27 protein-coding genes are annotated in these 25,825 nt (G+C 30.0%); 13 read left to right on the forward strand and 14 right to left on the reverse strand.

Annotated features, from left to right (window positions below; genetic code table 11):
* The first annotated feature begins 92 nt into the window (after positions 1-92).
* Together ABD771_RS06465 and ABD771_RS06470 are read left to right on the forward strand one after the other, a co-directional pair.
* On the forward strand, positions 93-983 hold the full coding sequence (locus tag ABD771_RS06465) for a hypothetical protein (protein ID WP_345092334.1): 891 nt from the start codon (positions 93-95) through the stop codon (positions 981-983).
* A gap of 64 nt (positions 984-1,047) precedes the next feature.
* Positions 1,048-1,863 (forward strand): 2,3,4,5-tetrahydropyridine-2,6-dicarboxylate N-succinyltransferase, encoded by an 816-nt coding sequence (locus tag ABD771_RS06470; protein WP_345092336.1) that lies wholly within the window; start codon positions 1,048-1,050, stop codon positions 1,861-1,863.
* A 47-nt stretch (positions 1,864-1,910) separates the two neighbouring features.
* On the opposite strand, the gene ABD771_RS06475 is transcribed toward ABD771_RS06470, so the two are convergent.
* Positions 1,911-2,666: a lipopolysaccharide kinase InaA family protein gene (locus tag ABD771_RS06475; RefSeq protein ID WP_345092339.1), complete on the reverse strand. Its 756-nt coding sequence runs from the start codon at positions 2,664-2,666 to the stop codon at positions 1,911-1,913.
* Between the two features lie 98 nt (positions 2,667-2,764).
* Here ABD771_RS06475 and ABD771_RS06480 point away from each other — a divergent pair, with 98 nt between their 5' ends.
* Entirely contained in the window at positions 2,765-3,823 is a 1,059-nt protein-coding gene (locus tag ABD771_RS06480) for a glycosyltransferase family 9 protein (RefSeq protein WP_345092342.1), read from the forward strand.
* Here ABD771_RS06480 and ABD771_RS06485 read toward each other — a convergent pair whose 3' ends face one another.
* From ABD771_RS06485 to ABD771_RS06495, 3 genes are all read right to left on the reverse strand, one after another.
* The gene (locus ABD771_RS06485; protein WP_345092345.1) at positions 3,824-4,768 is read right to left on the reverse strand and encodes an NAD-dependent epimerase/dehydratase family protein; all 945 of its coding nucleotides are present in this window, start codon (positions 4,766-4,768) and stop codon (positions 3,824-3,826) included.
* Positions 4,769-4,779: 11 nt separating this feature from the next.
* On the reverse strand, positions 4,780-5,589 hold the full coding sequence (locus ABD771_RS06490; protein WP_298302659.1) for a glycosyltransferase family 2 protein: 810 nt from the start codon (positions 5,587-5,589) through the stop codon (positions 4,780-4,782).
* A 98-nt stretch (positions 5,590-5,687) separates the two neighbouring features.
* Positions 5,688-6,365, reverse strand: a complete 678-nt coding sequence (locus ABD771_RS06495) for a glycosyltransferase (RefSeq protein ID WP_345092349.1) — start codon at positions 6,363-6,365, stop codon at positions 5,688-5,690.
* Positions 6,366-6,422: 57 nt separating this feature from the next.
* On the opposite strand from ABD771_RS06495, the gene ABD771_RS06500 reads away from it, so the two are divergent.
* Positions 6,423-7,160: a glycosyltransferase family 2 protein gene (locus tag ABD771_RS06500; protein WP_344816066.1), complete on the forward strand. Its 738-nt coding sequence runs from the start codon at positions 6,423-6,425 to the stop codon at positions 7,158-7,160.
* 3 nt (positions 7,161-7,163) lie between these two features.
* Here ABD771_RS06500 and ABD771_RS06505 read toward each other — a convergent pair whose 3' ends face one another.
* Positions 7,164-7,877: a polysaccharide deacetylase family protein gene (locus ABD771_RS06505; RefSeq protein ID WP_345092352.1), complete on the reverse strand. Its 714-nt coding sequence runs from the start codon at positions 7,875-7,877 to the stop codon at positions 7,164-7,166.
* A gap of 66 nt (positions 7,878-7,943) precedes the next feature.
* On the opposite strand from ABD771_RS06505, the gene ABD771_RS06510 reads away from it, so the two are divergent.
* Positions 7,944-8,711, forward strand: coding sequence for a glycosyltransferase family 2 protein (locus ABD771_RS06510; protein ID WP_345092355.1), 768 nt, complete (start codon positions 7,944-7,946; stop codon positions 8,709-8,711).
* A gap of 14 nt (positions 8,712-8,725) precedes the next feature.
* On the forward strand, positions 8,726-9,652 hold the full coding sequence (locus tag ABD771_RS06515) for a glycosyltransferase family 2 protein (RefSeq protein ID WP_345092358.1): 927 nt from the start codon (positions 8,726-8,728) through the stop codon (positions 9,650-9,652).
* On the opposite strand, the gene ABD771_RS06520 is transcribed toward ABD771_RS06515, so the two are convergent.
* Positions 9,644-10,480 (reverse strand): glycosyltransferase family 2 protein, encoded by an 837-nt coding sequence (locus ABD771_RS06520; RefSeq protein ID WP_345092360.1) that lies wholly within the window; start codon positions 10,478-10,480, stop codon positions 9,644-9,646. The genes ABD771_RS06515 and ABD771_RS06520 overlap by 9 nt on opposite strands.
* A gap of 59 nt (positions 10,481-10,539) precedes the next feature.
* Between ABD771_RS06520 and ABD771_RS06525 the strand changes: the two genes are divergently transcribed.
* Complete coding sequence (locus ABD771_RS06525) at positions 10,540-11,556, forward strand: glycosyltransferase family 2 protein (protein ID WP_345092363.1); 1,017 nt, start codon at positions 10,540-10,542, stop codon at positions 11,554-11,556.
* 4 nt (positions 11,557-11,560) lie between these two features.
* Here the strand turns inward: ABD771_RS06525 and ABD771_RS06530 are convergent, their stop codons facing one another.
* Genes ABD771_RS06530 through pseB form a run of 8 tightly spaced genes read right to left on the reverse strand, consistent with a single transcriptional unit; the run spans position 11,561 to position 20,930 of the window.
* On the reverse strand, positions 11,561-13,054 hold the full coding sequence (locus ABD771_RS06530; protein WP_345092366.1) for a capsular polysaccharide export protein, LipB/KpsS family: 1,494 nt from the start codon (positions 13,052-13,054) through the stop codon (positions 11,561-11,563).
* A gap of 18 nt (positions 13,055-13,072) precedes the next feature.
* On the reverse strand, positions 13,073-14,110 hold the full coding sequence (pseI, locus tag ABD771_RS06535; RefSeq protein ID WP_345092369.1) for a pseudaminic acid synthase: 1,038 nt from the start codon (positions 14,108-14,110) through the stop codon (positions 13,073-13,075).
* Positions 14,097-15,122: a GNAT family N-acetyltransferase gene (locus tag ABD771_RS06540; protein WP_345092372.1), complete on the reverse strand. Its 1,026-nt coding sequence runs from the start codon at positions 15,120-15,122 to the stop codon at positions 14,097-14,099. Before ABD771_RS06540 ends, pseI begins: the two co-directional genes overlap by 14 nt.
* A gap of 1 nt (position 15,123) precedes the next feature.
* Positions 15,124-17,214 (reverse strand): glutamate-1-semialdehyde 2,1-aminomutase, encoded by a 2,091-nt coding sequence (locus ABD771_RS06545; protein WP_345092679.1) that lies wholly within the window; start codon positions 17,212-17,214, stop codon positions 15,124-15,126.
* Positions 17,211-18,059, reverse strand: a complete 849-nt coding sequence (locus ABD771_RS06550) for an aldo/keto reductase (protein WP_345092375.1) — start codon at positions 18,057-18,059, stop codon at positions 17,211-17,213. The genes ABD771_RS06545 and ABD771_RS06550 overlap by 4 nt, the downstream gene beginning before the upstream one ends.
* A 3-nt stretch (positions 18,060-18,062) precedes the next feature.
* Positions 18,063-18,734 (reverse strand): class I SAM-dependent methyltransferase, encoded by a 672-nt coding sequence (locus tag ABD771_RS06555; RefSeq protein WP_345092380.1) that lies wholly within the window; start codon positions 18,732-18,734, stop codon positions 18,063-18,065.
* Positions 18,727-19,908, reverse strand: coding sequence for a UDP-4-amino-4,6-dideoxy-N-acetyl-beta-L-altrosamine transaminase (pseC, locus tag ABD771_RS06560; protein WP_345092382.1), 1,182 nt, complete (start codon positions 19,906-19,908; stop codon positions 18,727-18,729). Before pseC ends, ABD771_RS06555 begins: the two co-directional genes overlap by 8 nt.
* Before the next feature lie 8 nt (positions 19,909-19,916).
* Complete coding sequence (pseB, locus tag ABD771_RS06565; RefSeq protein ID WP_345092384.1) at positions 19,917-20,930, reverse strand: UDP-N-acetylglucosamine 4,6-dehydratase (inverting); 1,014 nt, start codon at positions 20,928-20,930, stop codon at positions 19,917-19,919.
* A 128-nt stretch (positions 20,931-21,058) separates the two neighbouring features.
* Here pseB and ABD771_RS06570 point away from each other — a divergent pair, with 128 nt between their 5' ends.
* The 6 genes from ABD771_RS06570 (at position 21,059) to ABD771_RS06595 (ending at position 25,806) form a co-directional block, all read left to right on the forward strand.
* Entirely contained in the window at positions 21,059-21,655 is a 597-nt protein-coding gene (locus ABD771_RS06570) for an L-threonylcarbamoyladenylate synthase (RefSeq protein WP_345092387.1), read from the forward strand.
* A 61-nt stretch (positions 21,656-21,716) separates the two neighbouring features.
* Positions 21,717-23,144, forward strand: a complete 1,428-nt coding sequence (locus tag ABD771_RS06575) for a CCA tRNA nucleotidyltransferase (protein WP_345092390.1) — start codon at positions 21,717-21,719, stop codon at positions 23,142-23,144.
* A 68-nt stretch (positions 23,145-23,212) separates the two neighbouring features.
* The gene (locus tag ABD771_RS06580) at positions 23,213-24,232 is read left to right on the forward strand and encodes a COX15/CtaA family protein (RefSeq protein WP_345092393.1); all 1,020 of its coding nucleotides are present in this window, start codon (positions 23,213-23,215) and stop codon (positions 24,230-24,232) included.
* Positions 24,232-24,720 (forward strand): hypothetical protein, encoded by a 489-nt coding sequence (locus tag ABD771_RS06585; protein WP_345092396.1) that lies wholly within the window; start codon positions 24,232-24,234, stop codon positions 24,718-24,720. The genes ABD771_RS06580 and ABD771_RS06585 overlap by 1 nt, the downstream gene beginning before the upstream one ends.
* A 42-nt stretch (positions 24,721-24,762) precedes the next feature.
* A complete protein-coding gene (locus ABD771_RS06590; RefSeq protein ID WP_345092399.1) occupies positions 24,763-25,533 on the forward strand; it encodes a CDP-alcohol phosphatidyltransferase family protein in 771 nt (256 codons plus the stop codon).
* Positions 25,534-25,626: 93 nt separating this feature from the next.
* A complete protein-coding gene (locus tag ABD771_RS06595) occupies positions 25,627-25,806 on the forward strand; it encodes a CsbD family protein (protein ID WP_345092402.1) in 180 nt (59 codons plus the stop codon).
* Positions 25,807-25,825 lie beyond the last annotated feature (19 nt).

Below are 25,825 nucleotides of genomic sequence, written 5' to 3' on the forward strand. Positions count from 1 at the left end.
TGCTTTTGTAGATTATTTTTATCTTTGAAAATACTTCAAAAATTTAATTCATTTGATTAAAAGAATTACATAATAAATATACAAAATCTAAAATGCAAAATTATTTAGTTTACTTAATTCACGGTAATCCAATTTATTATTATGAATTGCATTATTCCATTTTGTCAGCTTATAAACACAAAGTCAATGAGTTATCTAAAATTGTTATTTATGCCGATGATGTAGTCTATATAAAAACACATTTTCCAGAAGATATTGAAGTGTTTTCAATAGATTCAACAACCATTGGCAAATGGAAAGGCAAAGACAATTTTATTCATAGAATGAAAGTTAAAGTAATTCAAGATATAGTTTCAAAGTATGAGGGCAATTTTCTTTACTTAGATTCTGACACTTATTTCACAAAAAACTGTTCTGAAATCTTTAACAACATCAATTCTAATTCTGTTTATTTTGATAAATGTGAAGGCAAATTAATTGATAATAAAGGTGGAATTGCTAGGAAAATGAAAGCATTTTTGAAAAATGAAAGTGAATTTAAGATTCCATTATTAAATGAAACTATAAAAATTGATTCTGATTTTACTGTTTGGAATGCTGGTGTAATTGGATTTAACTCTAGTTATTCTAACCAACTTAAAATGGTTGAAAAATTTGTTGATTTACTTTATTCTAAAAATCAACTTTTCGTGATGGAACAGATTGCATTTAATTATTTTTTTCAAAAGCAAACAACTCCTTTTGAATCTAAAAATTACATTCATCATTATTGGTATTTTAAAGAATTTAGAAGTGTTTTAACTCATTTTTTTGAGCATAATAAATCTAAATCATTTGAAGAAATGATAGTAGAAATTGACAAAATAAATCCTGAATATTTATCTTCAGAAAAAAGAGCTTACAAAAAAATGTCATTTTGGAAGAAACAATTTCACAAAATTCAAAAAGGTAGAAAATGGAAAATTTTAGACTATAAATTATAATTTACAATCATTTTATTTAGAAAATTTATCGATATTGAACTATATTTGTGACAAATTAATCACTATGCAAAACTTACAATCTACAATAGAAAAAGCTTGGGATAACCGAGAATTATTAAAAGAAGAAACTACAATAAACACTATCAAAGAAGTGATTTATTTATTAGATAGCGGCAAACTAAGAGTTGCAGAACCAACTGAGAGTGGTTGGCAAGTAAACGAATGGGTAAAAAAAGCCGTAGTTATGTATTTTCCAATTCAAAAAATGGAAACGCATGAAGTAGGAATTTTTGAATACCATGACAAAATGCTTTTAAAAACTGGTTATGCCGAAAAAGGAATTCGTGTTGTTCCACCAGCTGTTGCAAGATATGGCGCTTACATTTCTAAAGGTGTGATTTTAATGCCAAGTTACGTAAATATTGGTGCCTATGTGGATGAAGGAACAATGGTTGACACATGGGCAACAGTAGGAAGTTGTGCGCAAATTGGTAAAGATGTTCATTTATCTGGTGGTGTTGGAATTGGTGGTGTTTTGGAACCATTACAAGCAGCTCCAGTAATTATTGAAGATGGCGCATTTATAGGTTCAAGATGCATTGTTGTTGAAGGTGTTCGAGTAGAAAAAGAAGCTGTTCTCGGAGCCAATGTTTGTTTAACGGCTTCAACAAAAATAATCGACGTTACCGGAAATGAACCTGTTGAATATAAAGGTTTTGTTCCTGCACGTTCTGTGGTAATTCCGGGAAGTTATACTAAGAAATTTGCTGCTGGAGAATATCAAGTTCCATGTGCACTAATCATCGGAAAAAGAAAGCCTTCAACTGATTTAAAAACATCGCTTAATGATGCTTTAAGAGAATATGATGTAGCGGTTTAAACTATAAAATAATCATAAAAAAATCCGAATTTACGTTCGGATTTTTTTTATTTTTTTAGTTTTCTTTTTAGGTATTTTTTCTTTGTAATTCTTCTCTTGAATTGAAGTGTTTTTTCTAGCAAAATAGTATGAATTTTCTCTTCTGGCTGACCAATTAATTTGGCGTATTTCTTGGCTACTACTTTAATCATTGTTCTTGACAACCACATTTTCTTGAAATTATCCATTCGTTTTTCGATAGATAGTTTTTCAAATTTCATTCGGTTTAAATCAATTAGATAAAACTCGAATTGATTATTTTCTTTGTCTACAATTAAGGTATTTCCTGGTGAGTGATCTAAAAAATTTACATTTGCTTCATGCATTTTGAAGGTGAATTCAGCAAACTGTTCTAAAATACTATTTCGATTAGGAAACAACGGATTATGAATTAATTCTCTAATAGTAAAATCGTAATCAATTTGCTGGCTGATATAAAAACTATCTCCTAGTAAACCAAAAACACTTCGTTCTTCTATATAAGCAATTGGCTGCGGTGTGAGAATATTATGATTTGTTAAATAATTGGCATAGTCGAACGATCTTTTGGCTTTTGTGCTTCTAAAAAAAGAGTAAATAATTGATTTAAATATACCTGGTTTTTTAAAAAACTTGATATTTACCTTTTCAGAACCTAAAAAATTTGATTTAATAGTATTTCGAGAACCTTTTACTATAAGATTTCCTTCTTCAAAAAAGCTTGTAACTAATTGAATTATAGCTTTTTCTTGTTCTTTATATTTAGGATTAAGGATAATCTTCACGGTTGGAGTTAATATTTTGGTTTAAAAGTATAAAAAATAGTACTTTGCACCAAGAAATAGTTTTTCTATTAAATCGATATTTATTTTAACACTTTGGGATGAAAATATTAATTATACAAAATAAGCGAATTGGAGACGTATTAATTGCCTCGGTTATTGCCAATAATTTTAAAAGAAAATATCCCGATAGTGAAGTTCATTTTATGGCTTATGATTTTACAACCGGTGTTTTAGAACAAAATCCAAACATAGATAAAATTATTGCTATTAAAGAAAAAGAACTTAAGAAAATAAAGAACTTATTTAAGTTCATTCTTGAAATTAGAAAAGAAAAATACGATATTATTTTTGATCCTTATTCGAAAACTCAAAGCCGATTAATTTGTAAATTTAGTGGTGCCAAACAAACTATTGGTCATAAAAGCCGCAAACGATTTGGCAATTGGAACTACTATACTCATCCCACAGAAGGTTTACAATCATCAACAAAATTTTGCGGAAAAGCTATCGAAGATCGTGTTCATCTAATAGAATATGCTGGCGATTTTGAACCCATAGATTACGAACCAAAATTATTTCTTTCTGAAAGTGAAAAAAATGAAAATTGGTTGAAAAATTATCATGATAAAAAAGTAATCATGTTAGGCGTTTTAGGCAGTACACCACAGAAATCAATGCCTTTTGAATATGTAGCAACAATTATTGATTACATAGCAAAAAATTATGATGCTTACCTCCTTTTCAACTATTCGCCACATCAAAAAAAAGATGCTTTAGCTATTTATGAAATGTGTCAATACAAACAAAATATAATTTTGGATATCTATGCACCAAGTATTAGAGATTTTATCAAATTAATGAATCAATGTGATGTATTGGTTGCCAATGAAGGTGGAACGGTTCATATTGCAAAAGCGCTTCAAAAACCAACTTTTACCATATTCTCACCGTATGTAAACAAAGCACATTGGGCAAGTTTTGAAGATGGAATAAAACATCATTCCATTCATTTATTAGATAAAAAACCTGAAATATATGATGGTTTTACTTATGAAGAGCGCAAACAAATAGAACAAAATCCAAGAGAATTTTATCTTCAATTGACGCCCGAAATTATCATTCCCGATTTGGAAGTTTTTCTAAAAAATAATCTGTAATTACTTTACAAATTTTTCAAAATACCAATCAACTTGCTTTTGGAGTCCGTCTTTTAGTGTAGATTTTGGTTTGTAGTTTAACAATTTTACAGCTTTATTTATTACTGCTGATGTCTTTTGTTGATCTCCTTTACGTGCTGGTTGATGATCAATAACCAGTTTTTTATTCAATATCTCTTCTACAATGGAAATACCTTCTTGAGTTGTATTAACTACATCGGTTCCAAGATTAATTATTTCGCCGTTTACAACTGATTCGTTACCAATAATTGAAGCTAAACCATCTACAATATCTCCCACAAAGGTAAAACTTCTTTCATGCTTTACACTTCCTTCAAATAATGGGAATGGTTGGTTATTATGCAGATTATCAATCAATTTAGTATATAATTTCTCTGGACGTTCTCTTGGACCATAAACAGAATACAAACGAATAGAACAGGCTTTTAGTTTGTTAGTTCGTTCCAAGCCTAAAACTAGTTGTTCTGCAGCAAGTTTTGTCGTTCCATAAAAAGAAATTGGTTTTGGAGTTACTTCTTCATCGACAGTTGCAACCGAACCATAAACAGATGAAGTAGAAATATTTACAAATAATTTTAAATCTGAATTATACGTTAAAACACTTTCAAGTAAATTTTGAGTAGCAAAAATATTATTTGTCACATAATCATTTAACGAAGTATCAGAAGAGATTCCTGGTTGTGCAGCTAAATGATAGATATAATCAAAAGGAGTTTCGAAAACCGATTTTAAATCGTCATTCAAATCCAATCTGTAAATTTTTACACCTACATTTTCCAAATCGGATGCGTTTAATTCTTTTAGTTTTACATCGTAGTATTTATTGAAATTATCTATTCCAAATACTTCATGATGCAACGAAGCTAACTTTTCACATAAGTGTGACCCAATAAAACCTGCTGCTCCGGTAACTAATATTCGCATAATGAAAACTATTATTTTTTTATTCCAAAGTTAGTCCAAACTATCTTTTTATCTCTAACTTCTTTTCTAATGGCTAAATTTGCTGCTAAAGATTCTGGTGTTTTATAACCTCTAGCATGATCTAAATGCAAAACTATAGCTTTATGTCTAATCTGTTTACCTTTTACACCATAATTTTCTAAACGTTCTCCAAATTCTCTATCCGGACCACCATATTTCATTCGTTCATCATATCCATTAATGGCAATCATATCGGCTTTAAAACCAGATGAATTACAATTATTAAACGAAGGATTGGTTGGTGAAATAATATCTAAAAATTTACCTATCAAACTATTAGCTCCTAATTTTAATGTATTTGAAAAACCTAATTTATCTATAGATTTTAACCAACTTACATTAAAACATCTTCCAGAAACTATATCATCTTTAGAAATTGCCTTACTAGTTGTCATTGGTAATTTGCAATAACCTCCAGATAAGAATTTACCTTTTTCAGCTAATTTTGCATGAACTTCAACAAAATCTTGTCTAGGAATACAATCGCCATCAGTCATTAAAATATAATCATGATTGGCTTCTACAATGGCAACATTTAGAATTTCTTGTCTTCTGTACCCTAAATCTTCATGCCATAAATGTCTGATTGGCACAGGATAATCTTTAGCATAAGAATCTATCAACTCTTTTGTAGAAGGTCTCGAACCATCATCAGCAATAATGATATCAAAATCTTTATATGTTTGAACACTATATCCAATTAGTACTTTTTCAAGCCATTCCTCAGCGTTGTAGGTACTTATTATAACTGTTATCTTCATATTGTTATCCAAAATATTTTTGAATTGAAATTCTTTTTATTTATCAAAGATAGAGAATATTATATTCAAAATTACCTCTATCAAAAATGCTGCTTTTATTAATTTTGTAATTTTAAGAGTATTGCTCTACTCTTAATATTTTTTTGCTTTAAATCAATTTCCTTCAAATTATTAATTTTCAAATTAGTAAAACTATTAATTTGGATAAAATCTGATTTCCAACCAGATAGATTGTCACTTGAAATATCATTTTTAGAAAAAATAACATCCAAAAATGTACTCAACAAACCACTATAAGAAATCATAAAACTTCTAAAAAAACCAATCCCTTTTGATTTTAACCAAGACATTTGAAAACACTTGGAAGAATAGATTATTTCTTGTGAAATTTTATCTAAGACTGATGTATGTATTGCATAAGAAGCTCCATTTAAAAAATAACCTTCTACTCTATTTTTAATATGTTGTTCTACAAAATCTGGTCTTGCTAAACAATCAGAATTAGTAATTAAAATATAATTTGTAGACGCTATTTCGATAGCTTTTTTTACACAATCATCACCATTATTTTCTTTGTCAAAGTTCAATAAAACAATTGGAAAAAAAACTTCTTTTTGAATGGATGTAATTGATTTTGAAATAGTTTCATCAGAATTTTGATTAACTATTATCATTTCTAAATTTCTAAAAGCTTGAGTATTGTAACTCCAAATTACTTTTTCAAGTGACTCGAAATTATCGTTAGCTACTACTATTACTGAAATATTCTTTTGCATAATTCGGCAAAGGTAACCTAATTTTATTAAATTTGTACTTACAAAAAAGCAAAATTAATGCCCACTCTTTCGGTTATTATTCCTACTTACAATGAAATTGACTACATAGACGATGCTTTAAAGTCAGTCGAATTTGCTAGTGAAATTATAGTGATTGATTCCTTCAGTGAAGATGGAACTAAAGAAAGAGCTCTTGAATATGGTTGCAAGGTTTTAGAACGCAAATTTGATAATTTTTCTAATCAAAAAAACCATGCCATATCATATGCTACAGGAGATTGGATACTTTTTATTGATGCCGACGAACGAGTTTCTCAAAAACTTAAAAACGAAATTGTTTCCGCTATTGAAAAGAACCAACATTCTGGTTATAAATTGAGTTTTCCGCATTTTTACATGAATCGCTTTCTTTATCATAAAGTTGATAAAGTAGTAAGATTAGTAAAGAATAAAAATGTAAAATTCACTGGTGATGTTCATGAAAAATTACATGTTGATGGAAGCATTGGCAGCTTAAAAAACTTCATGATTCACTATACCTACAAAGGTTTATTTCATTTAATAAAAAAGAAAGATTCTTATTCTTGGTTTCAAGCCAATACTTCACTTAAAAAAGGGAAAAAAGTAACTATTTTTCATTTGTTTTTCAAACCTCTATATCGATTTTTCTCTTCTTATATCTTAAAAAGAGGTTTTCTTGATGGCGTTCCTGGTCTTGCTTTGGCAAGTATCAATGCTTATGGGGTTTTCTCGAGATATGTTAAAATGATGCTTATTGAGAAAGACATCAAATAAAGATTAAAACAAACTCAGTTTTCCAATTTTTAGTTTCCATTTGAATTTTAATAAAGTGTCTTGACCTTTAATGTCAATTCGTTGTATTTCAAATTTACTTTTGAAAGGAAAAGAATTTACTCTATTTCCTATTCTGAAAGCCATTTTTATACCTTTTTTTTCTAAAATCATAAAAAAAACATCCTTTTTTAGTCCTTTTTTAGGATAATTACCATAAGGATAAGCTAATGATGGATAAACATTTAGGTTGTTTTTAGCAATTAAATCAAAACTTTTATCAAAATCGGTCTCAATTTCTTGCTCTGATAAATCTGAATATTTTCTGTGATAAAAAGAATGATGTCCTAACTCTATAATTGATGAATCTAATGATTTTAATTGGTCAATTGACATTATTTTCTCCGAACCATTATTCCATAAATCTGTTTTACCTATGTATGAAAACGGAATGAAAAAAGTTGCTTTTACATTATATTTTCTCAACAATGGCAAGGCATACAACAATTGATTCTCGGTAACATCATCAAAAGTTATAACCACAGATTTTGATGAAATAGACTTCATTTGTTCCAATTCCGACACAAATAATGAAATGTAATTATTTTTATTTAAATAGTCTAATTGTTCTTCAAACTTACTTGTAGACAGCGTCAAACCCAAACTTAAATCATCGTTTGGGGTAATATTATGATACATTAAAACTGGGAATCTTGACACAAATTTAATTTTGAAAATACTATTGGTGTAAAAATATTATATTTGTGTCATATTTCATCTATTTATATGTCTGAAAATAACGCTATACCCAAAATAACTGCCTTAGCCATTACTTTTAATGAAGAAGTTAACGTAAAAAGATATGTTGAAAGCTTGTCTTTTGCAGATGAAATCATTTTTGTAGATTCTATAAGTAGCGATGCCACTATAGAAATTGCAAAAAATATGGGTGTAAAAGTTATTGAGCGTAAATTTACCAACTTTTCTGAACAACGAAATTACGCCATCAATCAAGCGAAGAACGATTGGATTGTTTTCTTTGATTTAGATGAAATTATTACAGAAGAATTAGAAAATGAAATTCAAGAAGTTGTTGCTAATCCTGGAGAAGATGTAGCTTTTTTTGTGAAACGAAATTTCTTTTTCATGGGAAGACATATCCATTTTGGTGGATGGCAAAGCGATAAAGCGGTGCGTCTTTTTAATAAAAATTTCTGTCAATACAATGGCTTGGTTCATGAAGAAGTTAAAGCGAATGGTACAATTGGTATTCTTAAAAATAAACTGAATCACTTTAGTTATAAAAATTTTGATAACTACAACGATAAGCTAAATTTATATAGTAAACTGCAAGCAGAAAATCTATATAACAAAAAAAGAAAACCAAATGCTTATCATTTTATTTTCAGACCTTTATACCGTTTTTTATGGCAGTATTTTTTCCGTTTAGGAATTCTTGATGGCAAAGAAGGTTTTATTTTAGCTTATGTTCATGCCTTTTCGGTATTCAAAAGATATTTGCAACTTTGGATGTTATACAGAAAAATTGAATAATAAAACTTCACTAAATGTTTGATATAGCAGCAATAATAATAAATTACAATTCGAGCAAACTTACACAAGAATGCATTGATAGTATTGTGGAAAAAACAGCTACAAATTTGAATTATCAAATTATTGTTGTAGATAATTGTTCCCAAATTGCTGATTATAAACTATTGGAAGAATTTTGCAAATCACATTCTTTCAAAAACTTACAACTTGTTAGAAGCAAAATCAATACTGGTTTTGGAGCTGGAAATATGGCTGGTTATCAATATGCAAATGCTAAATATGTTGCTTTTGTAAACAATGATACTTTGTTTTTGAACGACTGCTTTTCAATCTTAAAAACTGCTATTGAAAAAGACAATGCTATTGCAATGGTTGGAGGTCAATCGTTTACAGAAACAGGAAAAAGAATGGTTGCTTTTGATCATTTTGCCTCCATTTCTAAAGAACTTTTTGGCAGAGATTTTCTAGAAAAAGTAAATCCTAAAAAATATCCTAAAAGAAAATTTGAATATACTAATCCTCAGAAAGTAAACTACGTTCAAGGAAGTTTTATGTTTACCAGAACTGAAGATTTCAATGAAGTAGGCGGATTTGATACTAATCTATTTCTTTACTATGAAGAAACCGATTTGTGTATGCGATTAGAAAAAATAGGAAAATCTTGTTATTTAATTCCAGAAGCACAATATGTTCACTATCACGGAGCAAGTACTCCTCAAAGTATCACAATTAAAACAGAACTAAAAATTTCGCTGCTTTATATTATTAGAAAGCATTATGGCTATTTAAGTTATTGGTTTTTATTGAATTACTTACGAATAAATTACATTTTCAGTACGCTATTCAAGCCTAAATATTGGTATTTATTGAAAGTTCTTTTGGCTGGTGCTCCACTTTCTAAATCATTGAAAACCAAACAAAAAATTGTTGAATTAGAATAATTTTTTGAGTTTGTAGAATATTTTTCTGTAGAAAACATTGTCTTTAAACTTCTTGAATTCTTGTTTCGAATGTTCTAATTCGTGCATCAATCTTTCAAAGAATTTTTCTTTGTGATTGTCATCTAAAGAATTATAAATCAAAAGATAAGCCTTTTTTAGATTTTCTTCCATCAGTGCATTATTTTTGGTCATACCTTTATTATGCATTCGATATTGCGCCATATTTTCATTGATAAAAGAAACTTTTGGATTACTTTTAAAAGTTTGAATCCAAAAAAACCAATCTTCTTTGGCTTTCAATTTTTCATTAAATCTTACACTTCCAATAGTTTCTCTTTTAAAAAGTCCACAATGTATCGGAATTGAAAATCTTCTATCCCATTGCAAAAGAATTGATTCGTATGTGAATGTTTGCTCCTCTAATTTGCAAAAAGCTTTCTTTAATTGATTTAGGTTCTTTTTAAAACGAATAAAATTGGTAATCACAACTTCAGCACCATCTTTTTCAACAGCATCAATTGATTTCTGAAATTTATCTGAACTCAACAAATCATCCGAATCTAAAAACTGAATAAAATCGCCTTTAGCTACCTCTAATCCACTATTTCTAGCGCTACTTAATCCACCATTTTCTTTACTTATGTATTGAAAACGATGGTCTTTATTTGTCCATTTTTTGGCAACATTTTCAGTATCGTCTGGCGAACCATCGTTAACAATAATACATTCCCAATTAGTGTAAGATTGATTTAAAATTGAATTTAAAGTTTCGTCCAAAAAATGGGCTTGATTATAACACGGAACAATAACAGAAATCAAATAGGACATAAAGTATGATTTATAACTATGACAAATATAGTATATTTGCGCAAAAGGAATAACATAAAATGAATAACGCTACACTTCCCGAAATATCTGTCGTGATGCCAGTTTACAATGCTGAAAAGTATTTGAATGAAGCTATTGATAGCGTTTTAAATCAGACCTATTCCAACTTTGAATTAATCATTTTAAACGACAAATCAACCGATTCTAGCAAAGCGATTATTGAAAGTTACTTAGCCAAAGATTCTCGTATTGTTTTTATTGATAAAGAAACAAATGTTGGCCCAGCAAATCTTAGAAATCAAGGATTTGATTTGGCTCGAGGCACTTACATTGCGCTTTTAGACGCCGATGATATTGCCAAACCAACACGTTTTGAAAAGCAAATTGCTATTCTAAAATATAACCCTGAAATAGGAGTTTGCGGAACTTGGTTTACCACTTTTGGAGACAAAGAAAAAAATAAAGTACTACAACATCCTGAAAAGCACAATCAAATTAAAGTGAATTTTCTAATTGATTGTACAATAGGAAATTCGACTGCTTTTTTTAGAAAAAATATTTTAGACGACATTAGATATGATAAAGAATATGTTCCTGTTGAAGATTATCATTTGTGGAGTAGATTGATTGTTAAAACTCAATTTTATATTCTTCAGGAAACACTTGTTGATTATCGAATTCATGATTCAAACATTAGTCAAACCAAAATTGATAATGTAAAAAGATCTAACCGTCGTATTAAAATTGGTTTATTAAAACAATTTGGAATTGAAGAAGATAATCCAAATATAAATACATTTATTCATCTAATAGAAGGTCAAAAAGGACTAGATTTTGAAGAAATCAAATTGGTATCAGAATGTTACAATCACTTCATAAATCAAAATAATATTTTAGAAAATTTTGACGCAACTTTATTAGAGAAAATGCTTCAAAAATCTATTGGAAGAATTATTAGAAAAGCAAGTAAACAAAGTAACTCCCAAATTAAATTTTATAAAGAAAAGTTTGCTCAAGCTTATTCAAAACTAGCATTTAGTGATAAAGTTTTAATTCAAATTAAAGCAATTTTTTGATAATTTATTTTTTGTAAGTTCCGTTCAATTTTTGAATAATTCTTCTCATTTCTCTCACAATCGGACTTGCTTTAATTAACTTTCCGTGATAAGTACCTTTTGCAAGATTTATGGGTTTGTAAAACTTATAATCAAGACCAAATTTTTCATTCCAATAACCATATTTTAAAGGTTCTTCTGGATTCAATTCAGGAAAAACATAGTTGTCATTTGTTAAAATTGACATTACTTCTTCATGACTTTTTGGTATGATGACACACTTCAAATTTTCGTAAGCTGCTCTTCCTAATAAAATTACTTTTTTTCCTGCATAAGCGGCTTCTGCTCCAACAGTTGAACCAAAAACAATAATAATGTCGCTTTGATTAATTAAAGCATAAGTGTCAACACTATCTTCGGCAGCAATTACCTCAACAGCTTTTAAATTGGCAATATTTTCTCTTAAAAACTTATTCTGACTGTTGTCTAATTCTCTTAAATTGGGATGAACTCTTAAATATAATTTGATGTTGGAATGTGATTCTAAACTTTCACAAATTTGTTTAATTCCTTCATTATCATTAGCATAAAAATAAGGTCCAAAGCCTTCTAATCCTTCATATTCATCTAACGAAGAATTAAAAATTGTAACTACTTTTTTACCCTCATTATTTTTAAAACTCTCGGGCAATCTACCTTCTTGTTGCTCTTTTGTAAAAGAATACCAAGCGTCTTCTACCCTTTTGATTCTGTTATTATAAAATGTCTTCCCTATTTCAGTTTTATCTGAATCAGCATTTTTCCATAACGACTCCATTTCGGCACTAATGGTCTCAATTGAATGAGGAATCGAATTAATTCGGAATAAAAAATTATCCAATTTTCCACCACGTTCGTGGGTTGCGTAATCAATATTTTTCTGCTGACAAACTCTCAATAATGGTCTATTTTCTACAAATCTTCCATTAAATAAAATCACCAAATCAGGATTTATTTTATCTACAATCAATTGAAAAGTTTCATACAAATAAGCTCCAGTAAGCAATCCTCTATTGATAAAATCTTGATGTTCTGATAAATTTGGCTCATGATTTCTTGTGAAAGAAACTAACGAAGAAGCTGTTGCCATTCCGCAATCATACGATTTATAATGATATGCTTTTAAATCTTTAAATTCTGAAAAGGTAAAATTTTCAGGAAAGCCAGTTTGTTTGAAATCTTTTAATTTCAAAAACTCATTGTATTTTAAAATATGAAGATTAGTGTTATTAAGGACATTTTTTCTTAAAACCTCAACGCCTTTAGTAACTCTAGAATAACAAACTTTGCAATCCATTTCCTTGTGCTTTGGATTATTGAAACACACTTGAAAATCAGATTTACAAATTATCCAATAAATGGTATTTCCTTGTTGTAACAAACGTTCCATAATCTCCATTTCTGTCTCTAAATGAGGCGTTGGATGGTAGGTCGTTTGAACGAGAATAGTTTTATTGGAAATTGTATCTAAATGCATCATTGCTTTAATCTTTGAGTATTATTCGGCAAAATCCAATTGCATTGGCGTACCTTTTTCTAAATAGGATGTAGCTTTTTTACCTAACAATTGATTGTAATATTTGGGATGCAAACCAAATCCTGGACGAACCGAACGAAGATTTTTTTCTGTAAAAATTTCTCCTGCCTTAATATCTTCTGCAATGTATAATGAACGGCTAAAATCTCTTCCTTTGGCTTGTTTTTCGGTTAGATTATAATCCACAACTCCTGATGCTTTTTCGGCTTCACGAACGGCCTTTACCATGGCTGTAAATTCTTCTTCATTCATCGAAAAAGAAGCATCTGGTCCGCCAATTGCTCTGTCAATTATAAAATGTTTTTCAATAATTTTGGCTCCAAAAACTGTAGCCACAACTGGAACAGTACTTCCCATAGTATGATCTGAAAGTCCTGAAATCACGTTATATCTTTCTGCTAAATCTTTTATCATACACATATTGGCTTCCTCAATTGGTGCTGGATAACTTGATGTGCATTTTAACAAAGCAACATCATAATTTCCCATTCTATGGCAAGCATCAAGAGCCAATTCAATATCTTCTTGACGTGCAATTCCAGTTGAAATAATAACAGGTTTTCCTTTAGAAGCAACATATTCAATAAGAGGAATATCTGTAATTTCAAAAGACGCAATTTTGTAGGCTGGCGAATTTAAACTTTCTAATAAATCGACCGCAGTTTTATCAAATGGTGATGAAAAACAAATTAAACCCTCTTCTTGAGCAACTCGATAAATTTGTTCGTGCCATTCCCATGGAGTGTAAGCTTCTTGATATAAGGTGTGTAATTTTTTTCCGTCCCATATGGTACCTTTTATCACAAAATCTTCTTTATCAGAATCCAATGTAATGGTATCAGCAGTGTAGGTTTGTAATTTTATACAATCTGCACCAGCTCTTTTTGCCGCTTTTATGGTTGCCAAAGCATTATCTAAACTTCCGTTATGATTAGCTGAAAGTTCCGCAATTATAAAAACCGGACTTTTATCGTCAATAGTAAAATTACCTATTTGCATATTTCTTTATATAATGATAACTTGGAATTCCGTCGTATTCTAATACTACATCCAATTCGTAACCTGCTTTTTCAAAAGCTTTTTCAGAAGCTTTATTTTCAATTTTAATGTAAGCACTAATGCAAATTTGTGGATTTTGTTTCAAAAATTCCTCAGATGCTATTTGAATCATTTTACTTGCATAACCTTTTCCTCTGTGATTAGCATCGTTAGAAATACCAATTACAGCAGTATTCTCATCTTGCTTCTGAATACGAACTTGTCCGATTGGCGAACCTATATGATTTTCGAAAACAACCATAAAACAGGTATCTTCTTTTATTTTTTTATAAAACCAATTTTGATGATTTTCAAGCGAAATGGGTTCCGATTGATAAGAGTTTTCTCTAACTGACACATCATTTGTCCAATTAAAATAAAGCATCATATCGTTTTCATTCGCTTTTCTGAAAGAAATTGTTCTGTTCATTTTAGCATGATAAACTACATCTAAAAATTGTCCATCAAAGAAACAATGTTCTTTTAATCTTGCTTCTTCTTTAAATCCGCAAGATTCTAAAACAGGATATAAATGTGGTCTTAAATCAAATGCATAAGTAAAAATCTTATGGAAATTAAGCTCTTCAAATGCGAGTTTTTCTATTAATTTCAGATAATTTGCCCAATATTTAGCAAAACTATCTTTCTCTAATTCCGTTTTCATTACAAACGAAATTTCTGCATTTTTATCAACCCAATTGATGTGAACCAAACCACCATAACCAATAAAATTTCCGTTTTCAAAGAATGAAAACAACAATTGATTGGGTTTTTCTTGTTCAAATAAACCAGCCACAACAGTAGCAAAGTAATTTTCTTGCTTCTCTTTAGTTAAAGGTTCGTTTTGTCTAAGATGATAGATTTGTTGGTTTCTAATGTCCATAATCTCATACATATCTTCATTGCGAAGTGATTCAATATGAAAACCATTTGACTCAAATTTAGAAACCGACAAACACTTATAATTTCGCATTTTATAATATTTTTCTAAAAACAGCTTTTGCTGGACTTCCTACTAAATAGTTTGAATATCCATCTTCCAAAGCTTTTTTGTAAACTTGTAATGACTCACTAAATGCTTTTGCAAAATAGTAAACATCATCTTCGGTGTGAGAGAAACAAGGAACAAAAACACCTTGAAACAAAACGCCACGTTTAATCATTTCTTGTAAAAACAAGGTTCTAAATCCTTGGCAAGCTACTTTAGATTGGTCTTTAAACACAAAAACTGGCATCCATTCTGATGGAATAACGTTAATGTATTCAGCCAAGTTATTTTCATTAACCAATTGCTGACACAATTCTATTAATTTCTTACCAATATGATGATTGTGAGCGATTACATTTTTCTCTTTATATTCTTTGATAGTTGCAATTGCAGCCGCTAATCCGTGGGTTTCACCACCATGAGTTGTAGAAATTAAGAATACTTTTTCTTCGCCTTCACGATTGATTCCGCCTAATTCCATTACTTCTTTGGTTCCTGTAAGTGCGCAAAAAGAAAATCCGTTGGCGATACCTTTTCCCCAAGTTGCCATGTCTGGTTGGATTCCATATTTGGTAATTGTTCCAGGAAATTCTGTTTTGAATCCAGAAACCATTTCATCAGCAATAAATAACGCGCCGTTTTCGTGACACAATTCGATGGCTTGTTTCAAGAAATCTCCAACATTTAAGGCACAAGAACATCCGTTGCCACAACTATTTTTTTCTGGTTCCGTGATTACACAAGCAATTTGATCTGGATATTTTTGGAATAAAGCACGTAAAGATCCTAAATCACAACCTTTAAAGGTAACCGATAAATTCGAAATTTCTTCTGGAATTCCTTTGTTGCAAGGCGTACTTCCAATAAACCAATCATCATAGCTATAAAATGGATGATCTCCTGGAAAAGCAACTAGTTTTCTTCCTGTTTTAGCACGAGCTAATTTTACTGCGGCTGTGGTTACAATCGATCCATTTTTAGAAAACTTAATCATATCATGATCCGGAACTAGAGCTAAAAAGGTTTCAGCCATTTCTTTCTCTAACGCAGCTGGTCTTTGAAAATTTACTCCATTTTCTAATTCTTCACGAACAGCTTTCAAAACTGGTTCGTATGCGTGACCTAGACTAACACTGGTTAATCCCATCGAGCAGTCTAAATAGTGATTGCCGTCAACATCCCAAACATAAGCACCTTTACCACGAACAATGGCTGCTGGCGACAAAATAGGAAATTGATCATCGCCTTTAGAGTAAGTATGTGCTCCACCAGGAATTAAATCGTGAATTTTACTTCTGTATTCATCTGAAGCTTTGAAATTTGTGATATTTCTTAGTTCTATTTCATTGAATTTACTTTTCATATAACCTTCGTTTCTTAAAATGGAATGATTAATATTTTGTATTTCTTTATTTTGAAGAAGATAATCTGCATAGATTTTCCATGGTTGATTAGCTCCTAATTGCTGTATTAAATGTTGAATCACTTCAAAATCGGAAATTTCATCAACGGTAATTCGCAGTTCCGAATATTTTTTATCAATATTAGATTTTGGTATAATTACTTCAGAATTTCTTCTTATATATGGTGTCACATGTTCTCTATCAACTGCATTTGTGGCATTATTCCAAGCTTCTTCCAATGCTTTAAAACTGAAGACCTCAACATCTAAACCATCTGGATAGACTTCTTGAAAAACATTAGAATAATAGTCTAATTTATTATCGATACAAAATTTAACTACTTCATCTACAAGAGTTGCATCTAATAATGGGCAATCTGAAGTAACACGAACAACGTAATCTGGTTTTTCTTTTTTTACACTTTGGTAAAATCTATCAAGAACATCGTTTAAACTTCCTTTATAGCTTGAAATTTGTAGCTTATTGGCAATTTCACAAATCAAATCTGATTCTGGTTCATCAGTTGTAGCAACAATCCATTTGTTAACCAATTTAGATTGCATAGCACGTTCTAAATGATATTCCAAAAGAGTTTTATCGTTTATAGTTAAAAGTACTTTCCGTGGTAAACGAGAAGAACCTATTCGAGCTTGTGTTACACCAATTATTTTCACCAATTTACCGGATTTAATAATGATTTATCTTTTATTTCAATAGCTTCAATTTTGGAAAATAATATCTTATTTGATTTCCAATTTGTAACTAAATTTATATTTTCTCTTAATTGTTCAGCCGTTTCAATTCCGATAACTAATTTGTCAATATTTGGATTAGAAATCACATAATTCAAAGCAACTTCTCCAACAGAAACATTGTTTTCAATGCATAGATTTTTTAATTCTAATAATGAATCTTGAAGCGGTTGTAACTTTTCTGGCAACTTATTCGGATTCATAAAATACAAACCTTGTAAAAAGACAGAACGAACATGAACTTCTGTTCCTAATTGTTTTAAAATTGATAACTGTTTTTCAAATTTTCTGTCCAAAATACTATAAGGCAATTGCACTAAATCTGGAATACAATTCAAATCGAGTAATTGCTCTAGTTGCTCCGGATTATATAATGAATAACCAATTTTTTTAATCTTACCTTCTTTTTTCGCATCTAATAAAACTTCCCAAAGTGAAGGATTTTGAATTAAAACATCAGCATTATGTGCTAAATATCCATAAATAGAACTAACATTTAGCTTTTGTAAAGATTCTGATAAAGCAATTTCTAAATCTTCTTTAGAATCTACATTTGGAAATTTTGTAATGATATCAAATTTTGAATTACTTAATTGACCAATACGTTCTTCAGCGTTTCCATAAGCCTTGGCTGTATCCAATTGTTTAATTCCTAACTCACTCGCAACAGAAAATATTGATTCCAATTCACTATCCGATGGAACTCCATGTGTATTTGAAATCCCATATTGTATTCCGAATTGAACAGTTCCTAAAGTAATCTTCAAAATCTATTTATAACTTGAATTAATATCTTTTTTTAACAACGTGATACTGTAATTATCACTATAATCATTAGAAGCATCCAAATCTTTAGATTTATGACTATAGGTTGATTTATCTAATAAATAATATAACTTAGAAGATATAAAAATATCATCATAATTCTGTTTGTATGAATAAGCTTGAAACTCATCAATGTGATGGTAAGAGTTTTTTAAAGATGCGTCAGAGAAAAAATCGATTATAATTATTACTCCGTTATTTTTTAAAACTCTATCAACTTCAGAAATTACTTTGAATAAAATATTTCTATCAATTACATAAAATACAAAGCCTACAATTACTACATCAAAAGAAGCATCTTCATACATAGACAAATTGTCTGCCGTTCCGTGAGTGAAATTTACCTCTTTATAATTGTTTTCCCCATACTCAATTGCTTTTTGAGAAGGTTCAATACCATAAACATTTGTGTTTGGTATCAAATTTTTCAAAGCATTCAATCTGTAACCAGCAGAACTTCCAATTTCTAAGATAGACTGCTTGTCAAAGTTATATTTTTTGAATAAATCAACTACTCTATCATCATCTGGATTGTAATTTGAAATTACTTCAAAATTTCTCTCAAACCATGCATTGGCTTCATAACTCAGAAAAGAATTCTTTTGATTATTATCCATAAAATTGTATGATTTTTTCGATTACAAAATCTTGCTCCTCAACAGTTAAAGTAGGATACATGGGCAAACTTATACAATGTTTATAGTAATTTTCAGCATTAGTCATATCTCCTTCTTTCCAACCTTTTTCTCTGTAATAAGGCATTAAATGACATGGAATGTAATGTATTTGAGCAAAAATTTTATGCTCTAGTAAGTAATTATATAGTCCTATTCTATTTTCAACTTCAATTACATATAAATGATAAGCATGACCTTCGACAAAGTTTGAATGTCCTTTTATAAAAGATTTATTTATAAACGAATCAGCATACTTTTTGGCAATTTCTCTTCGTCTTTCTATTCCTTTATCTGCACGAGATAATTGACTAATTCCTAAAGCAGCTTGAAAATCGGTAAAGCGATAATTGAATCCTAATTGTTGCATTTCCATATACCAACCAGGATAAATATCTAATCCTTTCTGTCCATTTGCAAAATCTAGTGTGTTTGTATATTTATCATCACCTTTTGTAATTCCGTGAGAACGTAACCTAAGCAATTGTTTGTAAAGGGTTTCATCATTGGTTGTTACCATTCCTCCTTCACCAGTTGCAATATGTTTTACTGGATGAAATGAAAATATTGCCAAGTCGGCATAATTCCCATTACCACAATTTTGGTTTTCGCCTTTTGAATCAATAAAATATCCACCAGGAGAATGACACGAATCTTCTAAAATCCATAAACCATATTCATCAGCCAACTTTCTGAAATCTTCTAAATTTACTGCTCTTCCTGTAAAATCAACAGGGACAATTCCTTTGTAAGCTCCTTTTGGAGCCGCTTTCAAAAGTGCTTCAACTTTATTAATGTCTAACAAATAAGTATCCAAATCAATATCAGAAAAAACAACTTCTCCACCACAATATCTAATACAATTGGCTGAAGCAGCAAATGTTATTGGAGTAGTAATTACTTTATCACCTTCTTGAACTCCAAGAGCTAAAGCGGATAAATGCAATGCGGCTGTTCCATTAGATACTGCAACAGCATAGTTACAACCAATATAATTTGCAAATGCTTTTTCAAATTCTAGAATAGTTGGTCCTTGAGTAAGAAAATCTCCTTTCAAGGCTTTTGCTACCGCTTGAATATCTTCTTCGGTTATATTTTGTTTTCCGTAAGGTATCATTGATTGAATTATTTTGGTTGAAAATCAGGATATAAATGTTCTTTAATTAAAGAACGTAAAGTATCAACTGTTTCCCATTCTGCATTATCTCCAGAAGTATAACTGAAACCTTGAGGAACTAATTTAGCATTAAATTGTTTTTTATAATCTTCTAAATTCCAATTGGTAACTTGTGGAAGAATTACATAATATTTTCCTAAATCATAAGTTGTAAAAGAATCGGAAGCTGTAATCATTTCTTCATGAATTTTTTCACCTGGACGAATACCTACTTCTTTGTGCTCAGAACTTGGAGCAATTGCTTCAGCAACATCCAAAATACGATACGATGGAATTTTTGGAACATATAATTCGCCACCCCAAGCAGCATCTAAAGCATGCAAAACCATGTCAACACCACCTTGAAGTGAAATATTAAATCGAGTCATGGTTGCATCCGTAATTGGTAAAACTCCTTCTTCACGTTTATTCATAAAAAATGGAATAACCGAACCATTTGAACCCATTACATTTCCGTAACGAACAACCGAAAATTTGATATCTTGTTTACCTCTTATGTTGTTTGCGGCAATAAATAATTTATCAGACGTAAGTTTTGTTGCTCCGTATAAATTAATTGGAGCACATGCTTTATCTGTTGAAAGTGCCACAACTTTAGTAACACCACTTGACAAACTGGCTTTAATTACATTATCAGCACCACCAATATTTGTTTTTACACATTCATCTGGATTGTATTCCGCAATATGAACATGTTTCATGGCTGCTGCATGAATAACATAATCGATACCATTAAATGCACGTTTCAAACGTTCTAAATCTCTTACATCACCAATAAAATAACGAATAGCAGGATATTGTAATTCTGGAAATTCCTGAGCCATTTGATACTGTTTTTGCTCATCTCTAGAATAAATAACCAATCTTTTAACGTTTGGCCATTTGCTTAAAATAGTTTTAGTAAGTTCTTTTCCTAGTGAACCTGTTCCACCAGTTATTAATATTGATTTGTCATTTAACATAATTATCGAATCTAATTTAGTGCAAATATAACGATTTACAATTATCAAAAATACATCATATAATCCAAAGTTTATTGATTGAGTTTTAGTTTTAATAAATATCTTTGCAATCTTTAAAATATAGGTTTATGAGTGATATTAACACTGAAGTTCACAACGCATACGAAGTCATTAAAAATGGTGGTATCATTCTTTATCCAACAGACACTGTATGGGGAATAGGTTGTGATGCTACTAATGAAGAAGCTGTTAAGAAAATTTATGATTTAAAACAGCGAGACGATTCAAAAAGCATGATTGTATTAATGAATGGTGAAAAAATGATGTATAATGTTTTTGCTGCAATTCCAGATTTAGCATGGGAAATTTGGGATTTATCCAATCCAAGTGATGGTGAATTAGAAAAGCAAAAAGCAACTACATTAATTCTTGATAACCCTAGAAATGTTGCTTCAAATATTATAGCAGACGATAAAACACTTGGCGTTAGACTTGTGAAAGAACCTTTTTGCTTCAAGTTAATGGAACGCATGAAACGACCATTAGTTTCAACTTCGGCAAATGTTTCTGGAAACGTTACACCTAAAACATTTAAAGAAATCACTCCTGAAATTATAAATGGTGTGGACTATGTAGTAAATTTGCAACGCGATAAAGTTTGCAAAAATCCATCAACTATTATTAAACTTTCACTTGATAATCAGGTTAAAATAATAAGAAAATAGTGTTTAGTCACAGTTTTCAGTTGATTATTAAACTTGGAAAACTGAAATTGAAATCAATAAAATGAATTATACCAAAGCACTAAATAACCCAATTTTTAAAATAATTGCTCAAGCAAGTCAAGAACTTAACGTTGATAGTTATGTTATTGGTGGTTTTGTGCGTGATTTTTTATTAGAAAGAGATTTCAAAAAAGACATCGATGTTGTCGCAGTTGGATCTGGAATTGAGTTGGCTTTAAAGGTTTCTGAATTAATTTCTAACAAACCGAAAGTTCAAGTTTTTAAAAATTACGGAACAGCAATGCTTCGTTACAAAGAAATTGATATTGAATTTGTTGGTGCAAGAAAAGAAAGCTACAATCAAGATAGCAGAAATCCAATTGTGGAAAACGGAACATTGGAAGACGACCAAAACCGTCGTGATTTCACCATAAATGCATTGGCTTTTTCTTTGAATGAAAGAAATTATGGGGAATTGGTTGATCCATTTAATGGATTGGCTGATTTGGAAAATAAAATCATCAAAACGCCTTTAAATCCAGATATTACTTATTCAGACGATCCTCTGCGAATGCTACGTGGTATTCGTTTTGCAACGCAATTAAACTTTGAAATTGAAGAAGAATCATTAACTGCAATTGAACGAAATAAGGAGCGAATCAATATTATTTCTGGAGAACGCATTGTGGATGAGTTAAACAAAATTCTTTCTACTGATAAACCATCAATTGGTTTTTTACATTTATATAAAACAGGTCTTTTAGACATTATTTTACCTGAATTAACAGCGTTGAATAATGTGGAAGAAATTGAAGGTCATACCCATAAAAATAACTTTTATCACACCTTAGAAGTTGTTGATAATATTTGCCCGAATACCGATGATGTTTGGTTACGTTGGGCAGCATTGTTGCACGATATTGGAAAAGCTCCAACAAAAAAATTCAACAAAAAACAAGGTTGGACGTTTCACGGACACGAATTTCTTGGTGGAAAAATGGTGAAAAAAATCTTTGAAAGATTACACATGCCATTGAATCAAAAAATGAAGTTTGTTCAAAAAATGGTTATGTTGAGTTCACGTCCAATTGTTTTGGCTGAAGATATTGTAACCGATTCTGCTGTAAGACGTTTGGTTTTTGATGCTGGTGAAGATGTAGATCATTTAATGACGCTTTGTGAAGCTGATATTACAACTAAAAATCCAACGAAATTCAAGAAATACCATAATAATTTTGATATCGTTCGCAAAAAAATTATTGAAGTTGAAGAACGCGATCATGTGCGCCAATTTCAACCGCCAATTTCTGGTGAAGAAATCATGGAACTATTCAATCTAAAGCCTTCAAAAGAAATTGGAATGTTGAAAGAATCGGTAAAAGAAGCTATTTTGGACGGAAAAATCCCGAATGAATATCAAGCAGCTTATGATTTTGTTCTAAAAAGAGCAGAAAAATTAGGATTAAAAAAAGTAGAAAATAATAAGTAAAGATTAACTTTTGTTAAATGAGTTAATCAAAGGATTAAAAATAATTTTGCATAAAAATTACTTCTCAAATGAAGAATAACAAATCAGTCATATATTGGCTACTTTCAGGTTGTATCTTACTTTTTATAATGGTTACTGTTGGTGGAATTACGCGTTTGACTAATTCTGGACTTTCAATGACCGATTGGCATTTGGTAACAGACACTTTTCCACCTTTGACAGAAGAAAAATGGCAAGCAGCATTTGATGAATACAAGAAATTTCCTGAATATCAAAAAATCAATATTCACAACGATTTCCAACTTTCAGATTATAAATTTATTTATTTCTGGGAATGGTTTCACCGATTTATTGGTCGAATAATTGGAATGGTTTTCATTATTCCATTCGTTTACTTTTTAATCAAAAAGAAATTAGATTCTGAAACCATTAAAAAATGTATCATCCTTTTAGGAATGGGTGCATTTCAAGGGTTTTTAGGATGGTTCATGGTTAAAAGTGGTTTAATTGATAATCCTGATGTAAGTCATTTTAGATTAGCTTTACACTTAACTTTTGCATTTATAACCTTTGCCTACACACTTTGGGTTGCGTTAGATTTAATCTATCCTGATAAAAAAGAAGTCAATACAATTTTAAGAAAATATGCTCGAATTGCTATCGTTTTTCTTGTAATCCAAATAATTTATGGTGGATTTGTAGCAGGATTGAATGCAGGTTTAATTCACAACCATTGGCCATTGATGAGCGATGGAAAATTTTTCCACGAAAGTATTATTTTAGAAAAAGATTCTTGGCTTTTGCGATTAACCGAAGGTAAAAGTGGGGTTCAGTTTGTTCATAGAACTATGGCTTATGTTGTTGTTGGATTAATTTTATTTTTATATTTTCAGAGTAAGAAATTTACCCTTTCAACGCAACAGAAAAATGGATTAAACCTATTGGTTTTTATAGTGTTTTTGCAATTTACATTAGGTGTTTTAACCTTACTATTAGGTGTACCAATGTGGTTAGGATTAACGCATCAAATAATGGCTTTTATTTTGTTGGCAACTATGACTTACACCTTACATAGACTAAGTAAATAATGAAACATTTAACTCAATATATTTGGATTTTATTCATTTTAGTAAACTTTTTTAATGCTTATCTTTTAAGAAAAAAAGCCGCTGAATTTATAGAAGAAAGTCCAGAGAAAGAGAATGGTTATAAAATTATCTTTAAAAACTTTTTAATTTATGGTTCCATTCCATGGATTATTATTGGAATTGGAAATACTTTTGGACTTACAGAATCTGTATTTGATTACTTTCAACCATCAAAAATGAATCCGATGGTTTTATTATTTCACTTTTCTATAATAGTTATTTGGATATTATTAATTCGATTTATTTTCTTTAAAAACGGAGCAAAATTTTTAGAAAATCATCCAGGAATTATTAGGGTTAATAGCTTTGGAAATGTAAACGATAATCCATCAGAAAATACTATAAAGTTGATTACTATTGTTGGAATAATAGGTGGAATAATCGCAATGTCAATGATGTGGTTTGTTGCGATTCCATTCCCAAAATAAATTTACAGACTATATTGTCGCAGTTCTATTTAGAAACTTTAAATGTCAAAACTTACGGCTCAAGATAAATTTCTTGACTTATCAGATTACGGAAGACCATTCGGAAAATTCCTTGCTAATCAATTAAAAAGTACACGCTTCACTCCTATTCATGTTACCATTTTATTTGGAATTTCTGGTTTAATTGCGATTTATTGTATTGTAACACATCAGTATTTTTGGGCTGCTTTTTTTATAATTCTAAAATCTGGAATTGATGCTGCCGATGGCGAATTGGCTCGACTTAAAAACACACCTTCTTATGTGGGAAGATATTTAGATAGTATATTTGATATTATTCTGAATTTTTTGATTCTTATGGCTATTTGTTATGTATCAAAGACAACTATTTGGTTTTGTTTACTAGCTTTTATCGGAATTCAACTTCAAGGAACGTTGTATAATTATTACTATGTAATTCTTCGAAATAAATCGGTTGGTGGTGATTCTACAAGTAAAGTATTTGAATATAAATCACCGAAAGCTTTACCTGGAGAAAAACAAAAATCGGTTGATATTTTATTTGGAATTTATACCATAGTCTATGGCCCTTTTGATAAAATAATTCACTTTTTAGATAAAGATGCTTACAAAGTAAAAACGTTTCCTAATTGGTTCATGACCCTATTATCTCTTTATGGATTGGGATTTCAATTGCTAATTATTGCCATAATGTTGCCTTTGGGTTGGATTGAATTTATTGTACCTTTTTTTATTGTTTATACTTTATTAGTGTTTTTTTTAATTGCAATTCGCAAAATTGTAATAAAGTAATTATGTAACTTTTATCTGGAAAAGTAAAACAATTTTGAAATTTAATTTCTGAAATTTGAATAGATAAAAATTATTAATTTAAAAAAAATCATTATGCCGAATTCAAAAGAAATTAAAGGTAATTGGGAACAATTAAAAGGAAAAATGAAACAAAAATTTGCAGAATTAACTGATGATGATTTGTTATATGAAGAAGGAAAAGAACAAGAAATGTGGGGAAAACTAAAAGAAAAATTAGGTAAAACCGAAAAAGAAATCAAATCATTTATTTGAATAAATTATTCTCAAAAAA

Origin of the sequence: Flavobacterium chungnamense (assembly GCF_039539165.1) — a bacterium.
Lineage (GTDB): Bacteria > Bacteroidota > Bacteroidia > Flavobacteriales > Flavobacteriaceae > Flavobacterium > Flavobacterium chungnamense.

What these genes read in the sequence shown, in the direction of transcription:
- ABD771_RS06540 (WP_345092372.1), bottom strand. Translation starts at nt 15,122, where the DNA reads ATGCGAAATTATAAGTGTTTGTCGGTTTCTAAATTTGAGTCAAATGGT.
- pseC (WP_345092382.1), bottom strand. Translation starts at nt 19,908, where the DNA reads ATGATACCTTACGGAAAACAAAATATAACCGAAGAAGATATTCAAGCG.
- ABD771_RS06530 (WP_345092366.1), bottom strand. Translation starts at nt 13,054, where the DNA reads ATGATGCATTTAGATACAATTTCCAATAAAACTATTCTCGTTCAAACG.
- ABD771_RS06465 (WP_345092334.1), top strand. Translation starts at nt 93, where the DNA reads ATGCAAAATTATTTAGTTTACTTAATTCACGGTAATCCAATTTATTAT.
- ABD771_RS06520 (WP_345092360.1), bottom strand. Translation starts at nt 10,480, where the DNA reads ATGTCCTATTTGATTTCTGTTATTGTTCCGTGTTATAATCAAGCCCAT.
- ABD771_RS06495 (WP_345092349.1), bottom strand. Translation starts at nt 6,365, where the DNA reads ATGCAAAAGAATATTTCAGTAATAGTAGTAGCTAACGATAATTTCGAG.
- ABD771_RS06595 (WP_345092402.1), top strand. Translation starts at nt 25,627, where the DNA reads ATGCCGAATTCAAAAGAAATTAAAGGTAATTGGGAACAATTAAAAGGA.
- ABD771_RS06570 (WP_345092387.1), top strand. Translation starts at nt 21,059, where the DNA reads ATGAGTGATATTAACACTGAAGTTCACAACGCATACGAAGTCATTAAA.
- ABD771_RS06585 (WP_345092396.1), top strand. Translation starts at nt 24,232, where the DNA reads ATGAAACATTTAACTCAATATATTTGGATTTTATTCATTTTAGTAAAC.
- pseI (WP_345092369.1), bottom strand. Translation starts at nt 14,110, where the DNA reads ATGCAAATAGGTAATTTTACTATTGACGATAAAAGTCCGGTTTTTATA.
- pseB (WP_345092384.1), bottom strand. Translation starts at nt 20,930, where the DNA reads ATGTTAAATGACAAATCAATATTAATAACTGGTGGAACAGGTTCACTA.
- ABD771_RS06470 (WP_345092336.1), top strand. Translation starts at nt 1,048, where the DNA reads ATGCAAAACTTACAATCTACAATAGAAAAAGCTTGGGATAACCGAGAA.
- ABD771_RS06480 (WP_345092342.1), top strand. Translation starts at nt 2,765, where the DNA reads ATGAAAATATTAATTATACAAAATAAGCGAATTGGAGACGTATTAATT.
- ABD771_RS06490 (WP_298302659.1), bottom strand. Translation starts at nt 5,589, where the DNA reads ATGAAGATAACAGTTATAATAAGTACCTACAACGCTGAGGAATGGCTT.
- ABD771_RS06510 (WP_345092355.1), top strand. Translation starts at nt 7,944, where the DNA reads ATGTCTGAAAATAACGCTATACCCAAAATAACTGCCTTAGCCATTACT.
- ABD771_RS06525 (WP_345092363.1), top strand. Translation starts at nt 10,540, where the DNA reads ATGAATAACGCTACACTTCCCGAAATATCTGTCGTGATGCCAGTTTAC.
- ABD771_RS06500 (WP_344816066.1), top strand. Translation starts at nt 6,423, where the DNA reads ATGCCCACTCTTTCGGTTATTATTCCTACTTACAATGAAATTGACTAC.
- ABD771_RS06485 (WP_345092345.1), bottom strand. Translation starts at nt 4,768, where the DNA reads ATGCGAATATTAGTTACCGGAGCAGCAGGTTTTATTGGGTCACACTTA.
- ABD771_RS06515 (WP_345092358.1), top strand. Translation starts at nt 8,726, where the DNA reads ATGTTTGATATAGCAGCAATAATAATAAATTACAATTCGAGCAAACTT.
- ABD771_RS06575 (WP_345092390.1), top strand. Translation starts at nt 21,717, where the DNA reads ATGAATTATACCAAAGCACTAAATAACCCAATTTTTAAAATAATTGCT.
- ABD771_RS06580 (WP_345092393.1), top strand. Translation starts at nt 23,213, where the DNA reads ATGAAGAATAACAAATCAGTCATATATTGGCTACTTTCAGGTTGTATC.
- ABD771_RS06590 (WP_345092399.1), top strand. Translation starts at nt 24,763, where the DNA reads ATGTCAAAACTTACGGCTCAAGATAAATTTCTTGACTTATCAGATTAC.
- ABD771_RS06555 (WP_345092380.1), bottom strand. Translation starts at nt 18,734, where the DNA reads ATGGATAATAATCAAAAGAATTCTTTTCTGAGTTATGAAGCCAATGCA.